The following is a 14,769-nucleotide window of genomic DNA, read 5'->3' on the forward strand; positions in this document are numbered from 1 at the left end:
ACCAGTATTAAGGAGTCGAAATGTCTGAGCTCAACCCCGTCCGCATTGCCGTTATCGGCGCCGGCGCCATGGGCCGCAACCACATCCGCTTTGTCACCGAGGAGCCCGAGGCCGAGCTCGTCGCCATCGCCGACGCCTTTGAGGGCGCCCGCGCCACGGCCGAGGCCGCCGGCGTGCCGTTCTTCACCGATCCCGCCCAGATGATGGACGAGGTCAAGCCCGAGGCCGTCATTATCGCCACGCCCAACGACCTGCATCTGGGCGTTGCCCGCGAGGCCGTGAAGCGCAACATCGTACCGCTGGTCGAAAAGCCGATCTCCAACGACCTCGAGGATGCCCAGGCCTTCGCCGCCGAGGCCGAGACCGCCGGCGTGCCCGTGCTCGTGGGTCAGCACCGTCGCCACAACCCCTTCGTCAACAAGGCCAAGGAGATCATCGAGTCCGGCGAGCTGGGCAAGCTCACCGTGTCGAGCTTCCACTACATGATCTATAAGAACGACGAGTACTTCGATGTCGAGTGGCGCCGCAAAAAGGGTGCCGGCCCGATCCTGGTTAACCTGGTTCACGACGTCGACCTGCTCCGCTATCTGCTGGGCGAGCCCGTTGCCGTCCAGGGTATGCAGTCCAGCGCCGCCCGCGGTTTTGAGACCGAGGACTCCGCCGTGGTCAACGTCCGTTTTGCCGATGGCGCGCTCGCAAGCATGACCATCTCCGACGCCACCGCCAGCCCCTGGAACTGGGAGGCAACCGCTCGCGAGGATCCGCAGTACCGCCCCTTCGACGCCGACGCCTACTTTATCGGCGGAACCTTGGGTGCCCTTTCGCTGCCCCGCCTGCATCAGTTCTCCTACGACGGCGCCTCCAACTGGCACAAGCCGCTGCAGATGGAGATTCCGGCCGTCGACCCGGCGCTGCCGCACAAGATGCAGCTCAAGCACTTTGTGAAGGTCGTCCGCCGCGAGGTCGAGCCCGTCGTAACCCCCGCCGACAACGTCAAGACGCTCACGCTTCTCAACGCTATCAAGGAGGCCGCCGAAACCGGCCAGCTCGTCGAGCTGTAATGGCTTAAGAGCGGCCGCGGCAGAAACCCCATGCGAGCCCCTCGGTCCGCCACCAACAAGCCCCCTCTTCTTTGCCCCGCGAGCAGCCTCCTGCCCGCGGGGCTTTTTGCTACTTCGCTGACGATTTTTCTGAGGCGGGGGGCCTTTTTGCGCCTCAGTTTGGTTCGTTCGCCACGAAATGGGCCTATCTACTACGTTTAACCAATCACCCTCAACCATACCGAATTTCGCGAAATAAAAACCGCAGGTAGACGGGTTGCCGATCTTCGGAAAACCCAGGCATGGTCAGCCCCTACGGGTAAAACGTAGTAGATAGGCCGTTTTTGTGGCGCGGCCCCAAAACAGTCTTTTGGGACGGGTGGTATCCTTGGTAGCTCTGTGCTGCAAATGCACCATAAACGCAAGGAGTTCCATGGATCTTATCGCGCAGCTCGCCCGCGAGCTCAACCTTAAGGCCGCCAACGTCGAGGCGGCCGTCAAGCTTATCGACGATGGCAACACCATCCCCTTTATCTCGCGCTACCGCAAGGAAGCCACGGGCGGCATGGACGACGTCGCCCTGCGCGCACTCGACGAGCGCCTGTCCTACCTGCGCAATCTTGAGCAGCGTAAAGAGGACGTCATTCTACTCATCGACGCCCAGGGCAAGCTCACGCCCGAACTCGAGCAGCAGATTCGCGAGGCCACGCAGCTCCAGCGTGTCGAGGACCTCTACAAGCCCTACCGCAAAAAGCGCATGACCCGTGCGCAGAAGGCCCGCGAGGCCGGCCTGGAGCCGCTCGCCAATATGATCATCATGCAGGCTTCGGCCAAGGGCAGCGCGCTCGACGCCGCCGCGGCATACGTCAACGAACAGGCCGGCTTCGACACGCCCGAAAAGGCGCTCGCCGGTGCGGCGGACATCGTGGCCGAGACGGTGGCCGAGGACCCCGAGAACGTCGCCGACCTGCGCGCCTTTACGCAAAACACCGCCGACATCGTCGTCGAGGCCACCGACCCCGCCGAGAAGACCCCCTACGAGCCCTACTACAACTACGACGAACCCGTGCGCAAGATCCCCAACCACCGCATCCTTGCCATCGACCGCGGCGAGCGCGAGGGCAAGCTCCGCGTACGCGTCAACGTCGACGGCGCCGTCGCCACGGCACGCCTCGGTAGCCGTTGGCCCCGACGCCAGGGTGTCTTCGCCCCCGTCTTCGATGCCGCCATCGCCGACGGCTACAAGCGCCTCATGGCGCCCTCCCTTGAGCGCGAAGCCCGCGCCAAGCTCACCGTCCGCGCCCAGACCGAGGCCATCAACGTCTTTGCCAAGAACCTCGAGGGCCTGCTCTCGGCACGCCCCGTGCGCGGCGCCCGCGTGCTCGCGCTCGACCCGGGCTACCGCACCGGCTGCAAGGTCGCCGTCATGGACGAGACCGGCAAGCTACTCGACCACGGCGTGGTCTACCCCACCAAGCCGCGCCACGACGTCGCCGGCACCAAGCGCGAGCTCGCCCGCCTCGTCAAGAAGGACGGCGTCAACACCATCGTCATCGGCAACGGCACCGCCAGCCGCGAGACCGAGGAAGTCGTCTCGGAGTTCATCTCCGAGCAGGCGCCCAGCCTTCGCTACACCATCGTCAACGAGGCCGGCGCGTCGGTGTACTCCGCCTCCGAGCTCGCCAGCCAGGAATATCCCGACCTGGACGTCACCGTACGTGGCGCCATGAGCCTGGGCCGCCGTCTGCAAGACCCGCTGGCAGAGCTCGTCAAGATTCCGCCCCAGTCCATCGGCGTTGGCCAGTACCAGCACGACCTTGACCAGGCCGAGCTTTCGCGCACCCTGGGCCACGTGGTGGAAGACGTCGTCAACCGTGTGGGCGTCGACGTCAACACCGTGAGCGCAAGCCTGCTGGGCTACGTGTCGGGCATTACGCCAAGCGTAGCCAAAAACATCGTGGCCTACCGCGAGGAAAACGGCGCCTTTACCGATCGCCGCCAGCTCAAGAAGGTCCCCAAGCTGGGACCCAAGGCGTACCTTAACGCCGCAGGTTTCCTGCGCATCAGCGGCGGCAAGAACCCGCTCGACGCGACAAGCGTCCACCCCGAGAGCTACGAGGTGGCCACGGCCGTCCTGGAGCGCGCTGGCGTTGGGGCCAGCGAGCTCAGCCGCGGCGGCGTGCCTGACATCGAGCGCCGCCTGGGCAGCATCTCGACGCTGGCAAGCGACCTGGACTGCGGTACCCTCACGCTCATCGACATTGTCAACGAGCTCAAGAAGCCCGGCCGCGACCCGCGAGACGACGCGCCCGAGGTGGTCTTTAGCCGCTCGGCACTTTCCATCAACGACCTGGAACCCGGCATGGAGCTCAAGGGCACGGTGCGCAACGTCGTGGACTTTGGCGCCTTCGTCGACGTGGGCGTACACCAGGACGGCCTCGTGCACATCTCCAAGCTGGCCAACCGCTTCGTCAAGCACCCCAGCGACGTGGTGCGCGTCGGCGACACGATCAAGGTGTGGGTCGAGAAGGTCGATCGCGACCGCAAGAAGATCTCGCTCACCATGGTGCAGGGGAAGTAAACCGCCAAAGCGAACGTCCCCCTCTTCGCGGCGAGTGTCGCAAAGAGCGCGGGAATTCCCCGCACTCTTTGCCCCTTCGACAAAGTGGGGTATACTGTCCGCAGTGTGAAAAGCCTTCGTGCTTTTAGCGGCTGCGGGTACCTGTACCTACAGCCGCATTTTTCGTTTTGGAGGCTCGACTATGAAGGAGCGCCCGCTCATCCTGGCAGAACAACAGGTCGCCCACCTCGCAGAGCGGGGCGTCCGCTTCGACATAATGAGCCCCGAGGATGCGGTTGCGTTCCTCCGCGACAAAATCTTCTTTTTCAAGGTCAAGGCGTTTGCGAAGTGCTTCTCAACGTATCGTAGCTCCGCGTCAGAGGGCTACGGACGCTACGTCAACCTAGACTTCGCCTACCTCGCCGAGCTCACCAGACTCGACCACCACCTCCGCGAGCACATCCTCTCGATGACGCTTGACATCGAGCACTACATGAAGGTCCATCTAAACCGGACGATGATGGACGACGGCGCCGACGGGAAGGAGATCCTCGACCTCCTCTTCGCCCACGAGAGGGTGCGTAAGGAGAGGATGCTGGAGGAGCGGTTCGATCCAAGCGGGTCAGAAACAGCCGTCGAGAAGATGAAAGCCATCGCCGACCGGCTAGATGGAGTGGGCGGCAGCGAGCGAGCGACGCTCTTCCTCGAGATGCTCCACATCGCCGAGGACCAGACTTTGGGGATAGACCCGGAGCACCTTGAGCGCAGCGTCTCGTACCTCGGAGACTCGAACTACACCCGGAACCTCGCGAATAAGTATGGCAGACGCGAGGACATGTACGTCTGGAACTACCTGGAACTCGTCTCCTTCGGGGGAATCATCGCGCTTTACAAGTTCTACTTCTACGACCTCAGGAGGGAACGCAGCCAGGAGGCCGAATCCGTCAAGCAGCTCCTGTTCCCCGTGAAGGCCCTGCGCAACGCGGCCGCTCATAACGGCAACGTTCTGAACACGATCGGGCAGCGCCTACAGAAGCCCGTCGGCTCCATCGCGACGGCCGCGCGGGAGGAGCTCAGAATCGACCAGGAGCTCGTCGCCCTTACAAAGCGCTTCCCCGTCACCCACGACTTCACCGCACTCGTACTCTGCTTCGATAGAATCGTCAGCGATGCGGACGCGAGGTCGGAAAAGGCAGCAGGCCTGCGCGCCCTGCGCGAGCGCTTCCTTGAGCACGCCGACTACTTCGAAAAGCAGATCGAGCTTGACCGAGGAATCAGGATGCTGGGGGAAGTCATGCGCTCGGGAGCCGATGCCATCTCCTCGAGCTCCCTATAGCTCTTCAGTCCCCTAATAGCCCCTTGCCACTTGGGCCCCGCTCGGACAGAGTGGGTTCGAGTAGGTTCGAGCAACTCAGCAGCAATCCGACTACCCGCTGCATGAAAACCGCAGCTCAGACGCATGACATGCCGTCCCATGAAGCAGCGGGTTCGGGTAAGAGTACGTCCGAGTGGTCAGAGTAGGGCCCGACTTCCCCCTCTTGGCGACGTGCAAAATCGCGAATATTCAGCATCTCTCGATAGCCCCGCGGCGCCTCAGAGAGCCATAAAAGCAAAAACGGCCCCGTTTTAGCGTCAATTAGAGCCAAAACGGGGGCCGTTCCGTGCTTCAACCAGCTGGTAAAAGCCTTTACCGTGCTGAATATTCGCGATTTTGCACGTCGCCGCAGGGGGTACCCTTGCTTACGGCAAGATATGGAAGCCCAAAGCGGCGATATCCTTGGCAAAGCCGCGCACGGTGTCGAGCGAGACCTCGTACGGGTCACGTCCGATGTTCTTGCGCTTGGCCAGGATACTGTTGGGCACCGTGATGATCTGGCAACCGCATCCTTCCGCCTGGTAAATGTTGATGAGCTCGCGCGTGGACGCCCACAGGACCTCACAGCTGGGCTTGGCGGCGGCCTTCTTGACCGACTCCGTCATAAACGGAATGGGGTCAACGCCGGTGTCGGCGATACGGCCGGCAAAGAGCGAGATGATGGACGGCGTCTCGGCGTCAACGGCCTCGACCATCTCGTCGACCTGCGCAGGCGTAAAGATGGTGGTGACGTTGACCTTGATGCCGTCGGCGGAGAGCTTGCGCACCAGCTCGGCGGTGGACTCGCCCTTGGTAGTCACGCACGGAATCTTGACGTAGACGTTCTCGGCCCAGGCAGCAATCTCGCGGGCCTCGACCTCCATAGTCTCGACGTCGTCGGCAAAGACCTCAAACGAAACGGACACATCGGTGATGTGGGCCAGGACCTCCTTGGCAAACGCGCGGTAATCCGTCACGCCGCCCTTCTTCATAAGGGACGGGTTGGTCGTGAAACCCTGAACGTTGCCGTTCTCGTACATGTCGAGCATGCCCTCGAGGTTTGCACCGTCAGCGAACACCTTGATTGCCATCTGCCTGATTCCTTTCGCTTGCACATGGGCGTTGCACTGCTAAACACTTTACCTACGTTTATCAAGGCGTGAACTGCGGTCTTTTATCTTCTCGGCGAACGGTTTTGCAGATTTACCATTTTTATATCGACGCCCCAGCGGCAAAACGTTTTGCCGATCATTGCGTTTGATTCCGTTCACGGAACAGAAGCAGCGCCTCGCCGGCTCATATTCACAATCGCTCCAAAGCAAAAAGCGGTGACGCCTCGATTGAGACGTCACCGCTTCCGTGTAGGAGCCGGTTATCGGAGCTCCGCCCGATTAGGGCTTAACGTATGCCTGGATTACTCTTCCTCAACGTGATTGATCACAGCACCCTTGGTGTGGATGAAGTTGGGGACGAAGGCAACGACCAGAAGGACAGCGAGAATCGCGTAGACACCGGTGGTACCGAAGGCCTCGGCAGCGCGGCCAAGCGTAATACCAATGACGGAGAAATCGAAGTCGCCGAACGTAGTGTTCTTGAAGCCAAAGACGTCAAGAACGGGCAGGAGCAGGGCCGGGGCAAAGGTGATGAGCAGGCCGTTGACGAAAGCGCCAAGAGCTGCGCCCTTGCGACCGCCGGTAGCATTGCCGTAGATGCCCGCGGTAGCACCGCAGAAGAAGTGGGGAACCATGCCCGGGATGATGAAGATGCCCAGGGTAGCGCCCACGATGAACATACCGACCACGCCACCGATGAAGGAAGCGACAAAGCCGAGGATAACGGCGGTGGGAGCATAGGGGAAGAAGACAGCGCAGTCGACGGCGGGGATGGCACCGGGGATCAGCTTGTTGGAGATGCCCTGGAAAGCCGGGACCAGGTCGGCAAGGATCATACGAACGCCGTTATAGACGATGGTGACACCAACGGCGAAGGACAGGGCACAGGTCAGGGCATAGACAATCACGTTGTCGCCGCCAGCGGTCTTGGTAACGACCGCAGGATCTGCGATGTAAGCGGCGAAAGCGGTAACCAGGTAGAAGAAGGCCATGGTAAGAGCCGTGGAGATGGTAGTGTCGCGCAGGAAGGCGAACTTCTCGGGAACCTCGATCTTCTCGGTGCTGTTCTCCTCGGCGTCCTTAGCAAAAAGCGTACCGACTGCAGCGGAGATGTAATAGGCGAGTGAACCGAAGTGGCCCATGGCGATTTCATCGCCATCGGTAACCTTCTCGGTGAAACGCTGACCAACGGCGGGAAGCATAGCGCTCACGAGGCCCAGGAACATGCCGCCCACGATGACAAGCTGGACATCCTGGAAGCCAGATGCCTGCAGAACGGCAGACAGCAGGCAGGCCATAAACATGCTGTGATGGCCCGTCAGGAAGATGTACTTAAACTTGGTAAAGCGGGCAATGATAATGTTCACGACATAGCCGAGAATCAGGATCATCATGGTCTGAACGCCGAGGACGCTCTGAGCCATCGAAACGACGACCTCGTTGTTGGGCACGACGCCGGTGATGTGGAAACCGGTCTCGATGAAGGTACCCAGCGGAGCAAGGTTCTCCTGAACAACAGCGGCGCCGGCGGACAGCATGATGTAACCAAGAATGGGCTTCAGGGTGCCCGTCATCACCTTGTGGGCAGGGCGCTTAAGCGCGACAAGGCCCACAAAGGCAAATAGACCCATAATCCACGCTGGCTTGGTCAGAATCGATTGGATAAACTCAAGTATGGGAAGGATGGCTTGCATCTGCGCTTCCTTTCTCTCTAACGTGGGCGCGTTTCCCTCTTCCACAGGGAACCGCCCTTTTTTGTGCCGCTTTAGGCGTTAGCGGCGGCCGCCTTGATTGCCTCGAGGGCGTCTTCGCGGATCTTCTTCTTGTTCACATAGCTGCGAACGATCACAACGTTGCCGTGGAGCTCGGGGGCGAGTTCCTTAACGGTGATGAACAGATCCGGATTTGCGGAAGAAGCACCGTTCAGGTCCATAGACTCAACGTCGGCCTTGATGCCCTCCTCCTCGCAAAGCTCCTCGACTTTGCCGGCGAGCATCAGGCTGGACCCGATGCCGTTTCCGCATACGGTGATGATATGCATGGCAACCTTCCTCTCCTACACGTGACGGTTTTCCGTCTATCCAAAAGCGGCGACGCATCGCCGTGCCATTAAGGCCTAAAAGAATGAACGCATGGTCTCCAAAACCTGCTCGGGCGTATCGCATGCGCTGAGCTTGGCAACGCAGTCCTCGTCCTCGAACATCTGCGAAAGCTCCGCCAAGCAGCCAAGATGAGCCTTGGGGTCGGGTGCGCAAATACCCACGAGCACGTGAACCGGATCGAAATCCTCGTGTCCAAACGCAATGGCAGGGTCAAGCGTGACGATACAGATCCCCGCTTCACTCACATTGCCATCTGCCTGAGCGTGGGGCATGGCGATGCCCTCTTCCAAGACCATATAGGGGCCGAATTTGTGAACCGATGAAATCATGGCGTCAACATAGCTCTGGTCGCATTTGCCAGCGTCTACGAGCAACTTACCGCATGCCCTGATCGCTTCCTCCCAGTCGGAGGCCTCGACGTGGCAGGCAACAAGCTCGGGCTTAAGAAGATCGGTCAGCATACTCGTCCCCTACTCCTCGGGCAGAATGTGAAAACCAAGCGCCTGAATGTCGCGGGCAAAGCCCTTGACCGTATCAAGCGAGTACTCAAGCAAATCTTTCCCGAAATTCTTGCGTTTGGCAAGAAGGGCATTGGGGACCGTAATGATCTGGCATCCAACGGACTCCGCCTGGAAGATATTGAGGACCTCGCGCGTAGACGCCCAGAGAACCTCGGCAGCAGGCTTAACGGCAGCCTTCTTTACGGACTCCGCCATGAGGGGCAGCGGATCGACGCCGGTATCGGCAATGCGACCGGCAAAGATGGACAGAATAGAGGGGGTCTCAGCAGAGACGGCATCGACAAACTCGTCGACCTGCTCGGGCGTGAAGATAGTGGTGACATTCACCTTGATGCCGTCGGCAGAAAGGCGCTTGACCAGCGCGGCAGTGGACTCACCCTTGGTGTTGAGCGCCGGAATCTTAACGTAGACGTTGTCTGCCCAGGTTGCGATCTCGCGAGCCTCGGCTTCCATACCTGCCTCGTCGTCGGCGAATACCTCAAAAGAGACCGACACATCAGTAATGTGCTCAAGAACCGTCTTGGCAAAAGCGCGGTAGTCGGTCACGCCGCCGGCCTTCATAAGGGAAGGATTGGTCGTGAAGCCCTGAACGCTGCCATTGTCATGCATGTCAAGCATACCCTCGAGGTTAGCGCCGTCGGCAAACACCTTGATCGCCATGTTCGGTCCTTTCTCATCTAACACTATTGCTATCGAAAGCCTTCTTCTTTGTTTCAAAAGCTTTTCGGTATTCTTTTATAAACCATTTCAAAAGCTATCGAAAGCTCAATTGTCAACTTTCCGTGAACGGTCGAATATCGGACGTGAACGTACTTCTTTTGGGCGGCACCTTCAGAATGAGACTCTTTATAGCCCGTTTACGTGCGAACTATCTGCTACGCATGCATTTATGACATGCCATTCCGTTCTTTGATTCATTCGAATTTGCCTTGTTCTTTTCATATCGATACGTTATATTTCGATTACGAAAGGCGCATCTTTTTACCTTTTGTTCAAAAGGAGCGGCATATGGCATCTACTTCAGACCTTTCACCGGCCGAGCGTCAGCGATTTATCATGAATTGGCTGGCCGAAAAGCCAAATATCTCGGTATCCGACATCGTTCGCCGTTTTTCGGTTTCGGAAGTCACCGCACGACACGACCTCATCTCGTTGGAATCCGAAGGCAAGCTGCGTCGCGTACGCGGCGGAGCGGTATCGCTTTCTCGCTCCAACGCAATCTCGTATCCCGAGGAGCGCATCAATGTCCAAGTCGAGGCCAAGGAGGCCATCGCCGCAACCGCAGCAACTCTTGTTGATGATGGCGATGTTCTGGTAATTGATATCGGCACCACAGGCTTTTACTTCGCTAAGGCCCTTATGGACAAGCGTGAGATCACCATTATCACCGGCGATCTTGCAATCGCGAACTACGCCAGCTTCAATCTCCCCAATGCTTCGGTAGTGCTGCTGGGCGGCTCCGTGCGCAAGGGCCACCTCTATCTCGCGGGCGCACTGACGCTCGACTGCATGAGCAAACTACATGCCGACAAGGCGTTTGTCAGTGCTGACGGATTCCACCCCGACCACGGTTTTACCGTCGAGCACGACTTCTCGGCCATGATCAAGCATATGTACCTTACCAACTCAAACCAGGGCTACATGATGGTTGACCAGGGAAAGTTCAACAAGACCAGTTTTTATCAGTCCGCGCAGATCGATGACCTCGACGGCATCATCGTTGATGGAGACAACGAGGGCATCATGACGGCGGCGATCGAGAGCAGTCGCAGTCATCCCAAGCTCTATATTGCAAAATAGCTCAAATGGCCGGGTCGCCCCCACTACGGGCGACCCGGCCATTTATTAAATCAACCCAAAATGCTGCATCGCTGTGACGGTGCCGTCGTTCGCGACGTCGTCGGTCACGTAGTCGGCGACCGCCTTGACCTCGGGCATGGCGTTGCCCATGGCAACAGCCGTCTCGACGGCGGCGAGCATGCCCAGGTCGTTGCCCGAATCGCCAAAGCCAAAGGTGCGCGCATTTCCCTCGCGGCCCAGATACGCCAGCGCTCGTGTCACGCCCGCACCCTTGTCAATGCCCTTGGGGCTCAGCTCGCGATTTGCTTGCTGGGCTCGCTTGGAAGCTCGGCGGTAAACGCGTCTCCCAGTCAATCCGGCACCGCCGAGGCAAACCCCACACGCGCCCGCCAACGCAAAGGTCCGGCGGGACGCACCTAGCATCCCGCCGGACCGTCACTCGTCCAGGAGGCCACCGCGACGAACCTCTAGATCTTCGCAAGCTCCTCGGAGATGACGCGGCAGACGTCCTCAGCCTGAGGCATCACGCCGTACATCTCGAAGAAGCCGTGGTCGCAGCCGCGATAGCGAATCGCGGTGACATCAACGCCCGCATCCTGCAGCCTCTTCGCGAACAGCTCATCCTGATAGCGCAGGTAGTCATACTCGGAAGAGATGATGACCGTGCGGGGGAACGCGCTCACGTCCTCCGCGAACAGGGCAGACACCCTCGGGTCGAGCATCTCCTCCGCATTGCCGTTGGTATACATCAGCGGCAGGTCATCATTGGCATTGCGAATGCGATCCACCCTGCTCAAAGCCTCGATCCTCTGGTCGTTCACAATCTCATAGAGGTCATAGGACCATTCCTCCGGAACGGGGCCGCCGTCGACGAGCGGATACAGCTCGGCCACGAGCTTGATCCTGTCCACATGGGACCCGTCGAGGACGACGGCGTTGGTCAGGCTTCCGCCCGCGGAGTCGCCAGCCACGGCGATCCGCGTCGCGTCAACACCCAGCTCATCCGCATGCTCGACAAGCCAGCCGAGCGTCTTCATGCAGTCCTCGACGCCACCGGGAAACATCGTTTCGGGAGACAGGCGGTACTCGGGGTAGACCGCAACACAGCCCGTTCGCTCCGCGATGTCGCGCAGGCAGTTCTCGTACTGGCCGATGTTGCCAACCATAAAGCCGCCGCCATGGATGAACACGAGCGCGGCAGAACCGTTCTCGTGGCTCTCGGGCGTGAAGACGTGCAGGGGAATGCCCCTGTCGCCAAAATTCATGACGACGGTCTTCTTGGCAACGCCCACGCCCCTCACGACATGGGTCTCCTTGTTGGGAGCGGAACGCCACGCGATCACGTCCACCGGCCCCGCCGGCGCCGGACCGGCGGCGAGCTTCGCATGGGCGCGCGCATAGACGCGCGGATCGAGCACGTGCTCGCGCTCATCTCCCGGCACGGGCTTCAGTAGGAGCTTCAGCCCGTTGGGCTCGATGACCTCCCTAGCTCCACGCTCAAGCACTTCAAGCTCGGAAGTGGGGTACTTCCTCTCCTCGGTGCCCATGGCTAGCCGATCTTCAGCTCGTCAAGCTTGGCGTCAAGCTTGGCCATCTCATCGGCGGAAAGCTCCCACTCGAACGTCTCGCAGTTCTGAATCGCATGGGCGTCCGTGCGCACGCCAACGAGCGCGGTGCCCACGTACTCCTTCTGGGTGCTCCAGTTCACGGCGACCTGTGCCACGGGCTTGTCATGAGCCCCGGCGATCTCGTCCATGACCTTGAGCAGCTCCTGGACGCGCGAGAACTTGGGCTCCTGGAAGTAGTCGTAGAAGCCGCCGCGAACATCGCCCTCCTCGAACTTCGGCAGCTCGCGGAACTTGCCCGACAGGATGCCCGCACCAAGGGAGCCATAGGTGAAGGAGTCGATGCCACGCTCGTAGCCCCACTTGATGAGGTCCTCGGAGGAGCGGTCAACCATAGAGTAGGGCGGCTGCTGGACGTCGATCTGAGCGACCTTCTCGCACTCCTCGATCATCTCGGTCGTGAAGTTGGAGACGCCGATGTGGCGAATCTTGCCTTGCTCCTTGAGGAGCTGGAGGGCGCACATCGTCTCGGAGAACGGGGTCTTGGCGTCGGGCCAGTGCACGAAGTAGAAGTCGATGTAGTCGGTGCGGAGGTTGCGCAGCGAGCTCTCGACCTCCCTCATGATGTTCTTGAACGAAGAGTCGCGGTCATAGCCGGCGGCGCTGGTGATTAGGCCAACCTTGGTCGAGAGCAGGTAGCTCTCTCTGTCGACGCCCCTGAGCGCGTTGCCGACGACCTTCTCGGACGTGCCGTTGCCATAGCACGGCGCGGTGTCGATGAGGTTGACGCCGTGATCGAGCATGGTGCGGATGGCGGACATGCTAGCGGCGTCATCGTTCTCACCAAAGGAGTCGCCGCCGATCGCCCAGGTGCCCACAGCGAGCTGGGAGACGTCGACGTCGGAGTTCTTGAGGTGCGTGTAGCGCATGTTCTCTCCTTCTAATGGGGCGGCACGCGTCGAATGTCCTCGATCGCGTGCCGCCGGGAATTGCCTTGAACAAGCTTCTAATGATCCGAAAGCCGCCTTACACGATGCCCACGAGGCCGAGGACGAGCGCCAGAATCATGATGCCAACCAGGATGATGTTGACGTTCACGTTCTTCTTGCGCAGGAGCCAGAGGACGACGAGCGTAAGCCCCAGGGGCACGATGCCCTTGAAGATCGAGTCGAGGTAGGTCTGGATCATGACGGGGTCAGAGTCCTGAACCGGAATGGACAGGATCGTGTTGAATTGGACGTTCGCCGCAGTCATGGCACCGATCATCACGAGGCCAACCGTGGAGGTCGCCTTGGTGATGAGCTTCATGAGACCACCCTCGTACATCTCGGAAATGAAGTTGGTGCCCATGCTGAAGCCGAGGTAGGTCATGAAGTATCGGCAGAGGATCGACGGGATGTTGTAGATCAGCAGGAACATGATCGCGCCGAGGGGCGAGCCGCTCATGGCGAGGTTGATGCCAATGCCGGCGGCGATGACGCGCAGGACGCCCCAGAAGATTGCGTCACCGATGCCGGACATCGGGCCCATCAGGGAAACCTTGATGCCGTCGATGGACTCGGTGTCGAAGTCTTCGTGCTGCGAGTTCTCCCTCTCCATGGAGGCGACGAGGCCCATGGCGAACGTGCCGACGTTCTGGGTAATGTTGTACCAAGTCGTGTGACGCTTCATGGCTTCGGCACGGGCCTCGGGGTCATCGGCGTAGTAGCGGTTAAGCGCGGGCTGGACGGAGTACAGCCAGCCGTCGGCGCCAGCCTTGACGGAACCGCCAGCGCAGGAGGCGAACACGGAGAAAGAGCGCAGGAAAATGCTGTTGAGCATCTTCTTGTCTTCAGGGCTCACATTCTTGGTCAGGTTGCTCATGCGAAGAAATCCTCCTCGTCGCTGGTTACAGAGTCGTTGGAAACGGCCTGGGTGGCCAAGCCCTTCTTGGTGAGATCGAAAATCTCCTTGTCGCGGAGGGCGGAGGCAACCGCGATGATGACGCCGAGAACCGCGATGGCGATCATCGGGAGGCCGAGGTACTGGTAGAGCGTGAAGCCCAGGAAGAAGTAGATGCTGAGCTCGGTGCTCCACAGCATCTGGAGCAGGAGCGCCATACCAACGGCGGGCAGGAGGGCGCCCACGGCGTTGAGGCCGCTCATGACATTGGCCGGAATCTGGTTGACGATAGCGGCAACGGGCTCAGCGCCAAGGTAAACGCCGAGGAAGGCGATGAGGCCAAAGGCGGCGTACTTAACGAACCAGAGAACGAAGTGCTGAAGCGCGAGGCCCTTCTCGTTGCCCTCGGCGGCCATCTTGTCAAAGGTGGCGGCGAAGAACGCGAGGAACACGTTGTTCATGAAGATCGAGAGGAACGCGGTGACGACGCCAACGGGAACGGCCAGCGTGATGGCGGCGCCTTGGTCGATGCCGGCGCCAACGGTGAAGGCGACGGCGAGGGCGGTCGCGGTAACGGGCTCGGCGGAGATGGCGCCACCGATGTTAACCGCGCCCATGAAGATTGCCTCGAGAGAGGCACCGATGATGACACCGGTCTTGACGTCGCCCATCAGAAGGCCCGCAACGAGGCCGACCACGAGAGGACGCTCGATCATACACTGACCGAGAACCCAGTTGCCGCCGTAGCAAATCAGCACGGTCAACCAGGCCATTACTGCTAACCCAATCATTTGACTTCCTTTCTCTCATTTCATTTGACCGCCTGGCCAAATC

At 60.1% G+C, this 14,769-nt stretch carries 14 protein-coding genes; 4 read left to right on the forward strand and 10 right to left on the reverse strand.

Translation table 11 applies throughout. The features are described from left to right. The first annotated feature begins 20 nt into the window (after nt 1-20). The 3 genes from CHY22_RS06475 (at nt 21) to CHY22_RS06485 (ending at nt 4,936) form a co-directional block, all read left to right on the forward strand. A complete protein-coding gene (locus CHY22_RS06475; protein ID WP_089573140.1) occupies nt 21-1,061 on the forward strand; it encodes a Gfo/Idh/MocA family oxidoreductase in 1,041 nt (346 codons plus the stop codon). A gap of 412 nt (nt 1,062-1,473) precedes the next feature. Further along, on the forward strand, nt 1,474-3,621 hold the full coding sequence (locus CHY22_RS06480) for a Tex family protein (RefSeq protein ID WP_089573141.1): 2,148 nt from the start codon (nt 1,474-1,476) through the stop codon (nt 3,619-3,621). 181 nt (nt 3,622-3,802) lie between these two features. Beyond that, the gene (locus CHY22_RS06485; RefSeq protein WP_089573142.1) at nt 3,803-4,936 is read left to right on the forward strand and encodes an Abi family protein; all 1,134 of its coding nucleotides are present in this window, start codon (nt 3,803-3,805) and stop codon (nt 4,934-4,936) included. Nucleotides 4,937-5,340: 404 nt separating this feature from the next. On the opposite strand, the gene CHY22_RS06490 is transcribed toward CHY22_RS06485, so the two are convergent. From CHY22_RS06490 to CHY22_RS06510, 5 genes are all read right to left on the reverse strand, one after another. Further along, nucleotides 5,341-6,045 (reverse strand): transaldolase, encoded by a 705-nt coding sequence (locus tag CHY22_RS06490; protein WP_168170433.1) that lies wholly within the window; start codon nt 6,043-6,045, stop codon nt 5,341-5,343. 323 nt (nt 6,046-6,368) lie between these two features. Next, complete coding sequence (locus tag CHY22_RS06495) at nt 6,369-7,760, reverse strand: PTS ascorbate transporter subunit IIC (RefSeq protein ID WP_089573144.1); 1,392 nt, start codon at nt 7,758-7,760, stop codon at nt 6,369-6,371. 71 nt (nt 7,761-7,831) lie between these two features. Next, nucleotides 7,832-8,107 carry a PTS sugar transporter subunit IIB gene (locus CHY22_RS06500; RefSeq protein WP_022094539.1) on the reverse strand — a complete coding sequence of 92 codons (276 nt, stop codon included), beginning with the start codon at nt 8,105-8,107 and terminating at the stop codon, nt 7,832-7,834. Nucleotides 8,108-8,182: 75 nt separating this feature from the next. Further along, a complete protein-coding gene (locus CHY22_RS06505; protein ID WP_089573145.1) occupies nt 8,183-8,629 on the reverse strand; it encodes a PTS sugar transporter subunit IIA in 447 nt (148 codons plus the stop codon). 9 nt (nt 8,630-8,638) lie between these two features. After that, the gene (locus CHY22_RS06510) at nt 8,639-9,349 is read right to left on the reverse strand and encodes a transaldolase (RefSeq protein WP_089573146.1); all 711 of its coding nucleotides are present in this window, start codon (nt 9,347-9,349) and stop codon (nt 8,639-8,641) included. 348 nt (nt 9,350-9,697) lie between these two features. Between CHY22_RS06510 and CHY22_RS06515 the strand changes: the two genes are divergently transcribed. Continuing rightward, a complete protein-coding gene (locus CHY22_RS06515) occupies nt 9,698-10,489 on the forward strand; it encodes a DeoR/GlpR family DNA-binding transcription regulator (protein ID WP_128620070.1) in 792 nt (263 codons plus the stop codon). A 45-nt stretch (nt 10,490-10,534) separates the two neighbouring features. On the opposite strand, the gene CHY22_RS10260 is transcribed toward CHY22_RS06515, so the two are convergent. From CHY22_RS10260 to CHY22_RS06540, 5 genes are all read right to left on the reverse strand, one after another. After that, complete coding sequence (locus tag CHY22_RS10260; protein ID WP_089573148.1) at nt 10,535-10,912, reverse strand: HAD hydrolase family protein; 378 nt, start codon at nt 10,910-10,912, stop codon at nt 10,535-10,537. A gap of 44 nt (nt 10,913-10,956) precedes the next feature. Next, nucleotides 10,957-12,036: an alpha/beta hydrolase gene (locus tag CHY22_RS06525; protein WP_089573149.1), complete on the reverse strand. Its 1,080-nt coding sequence runs from the start codon at nt 12,034-12,036 to the stop codon at nt 10,957-10,959. A gap of 2 nt (nt 12,037-12,038) precedes the next feature. Then, entirely contained in the window at nt 12,039-12,983 is a 945-nt protein-coding gene (locus tag CHY22_RS06530; protein ID WP_089573150.1) for an aldo/keto reductase, read from the reverse strand. 97 nt (nt 12,984-13,080) lie between these two features. Then, a complete protein-coding gene (locus CHY22_RS06535) occupies nt 13,081-13,917 on the reverse strand; it encodes a PTS system mannose/fructose/sorbose family transporter subunit IID (RefSeq protein WP_055251948.1) in 837 nt (278 codons plus the stop codon). Next, nucleotides 13,914-14,726: a PTS sugar transporter subunit IIC gene (locus CHY22_RS06540; RefSeq protein WP_089573151.1), complete on the reverse strand. Its 813-nt coding sequence runs from the start codon at nt 14,724-14,726 to the stop codon at nt 13,914-13,916. Before CHY22_RS06540 ends, CHY22_RS06535 begins: the two co-directional genes overlap by 4 nt. Nucleotides 14,727-14,769 lie beyond the last annotated feature (43 nt).

The sequence above is a fragment of the Collinsella sp. TF06-26 genome (genome assembly GCF_002232035.1).
Taxonomy (GTDB): domain Bacteria; phylum Actinomycetota; class Coriobacteriia; order Coriobacteriales; family Coriobacteriaceae; genus Collinsella.

Bases quoted from the DNA above. Each gene is read 5' to 3' on its own strand.
- CHY22_RS06475 (WP_089573140.1), top strand. From the start codon at position 21: ATGTCTGAGCTCAACCCCGTCCGCATTGCCGTTATCGGCGCCGGCGCC.
- CHY22_RS06480 (WP_089573141.1), top strand. From the start codon at position 1,474: ATGGATCTTATCGCGCAGCTCGCCCGCGAGCTCAACCTTAAGGCCGCC.
- CHY22_RS06485 (WP_089573142.1), top strand. From the start codon at position 3,803: ATGAAGGAGCGCCCGCTCATCCTGGCAGAACAACAGGTCGCCCACCTC.
- CHY22_RS06490 (WP_168170433.1), bottom strand. From the start codon at position 6,045: ATGGCAATCAAGGTGTTCGCTGACGGTGCAAACCTCGAGGGCATGCTC.
- CHY22_RS06495 (WP_089573144.1), bottom strand. From the start codon at position 7,760: ATGCAAGCCATCCTTCCCATACTTGAGTTTATCCAATCGATTCTGACC.
- CHY22_RS06500 (WP_022094539.1), bottom strand. From the start codon at position 8,107: ATGCATATCATCACCGTATGCGGAAACGGCATCGGGTCCAGCCTGATG.
- CHY22_RS06505 (WP_089573145.1), bottom strand. From the start codon at position 8,629: ATGCTGACCGATCTTCTTAAGCCCGAGCTTGTTGCCTGCCACGTCGAG.
- CHY22_RS06510 (WP_089573146.1), bottom strand. From the start codon at position 9,349: ATGGCGATCAAGGTGTTTGCCGACGGCGCTAACCTCGAGGGTATGCTT.
- CHY22_RS06515 (WP_128620070.1), top strand. From the start codon at position 9,698: ATGGCATCTACTTCAGACCTTTCACCGGCCGAGCGTCAGCGATTTATC.
- CHY22_RS10260 (WP_089573148.1), bottom strand. From the start codon at position 10,912: ATGCTAGGTGCGTCCCGCCGGACCTTTGCGTTGGCGGGCGCGTGTGGG.
- CHY22_RS06525 (WP_089573149.1), bottom strand. From the start codon at position 12,036: ATGGGCACCGAGGAGAGGAAGTACCCCACTTCCGAGCTTGAAGTGCTT.
- CHY22_RS06530 (WP_089573150.1), bottom strand. From the start codon at position 12,983: ATGCGCTACACGCACCTCAAGAACTCCGACGTCGACGTCTCCCAGCTC.
- CHY22_RS06535 (WP_055251948.1), bottom strand. From the start codon at position 13,917: ATGAGCAACCTGACCAAGAATGTGAGCCCTGAAGACAAGAAGATGCTC.
- CHY22_RS06540 (WP_089573151.1), bottom strand. From the start codon at position 14,726: ATGATTGGGTTAGCAGTAATGGCCTGGTTGACCGTGCTGATTTGCTAC.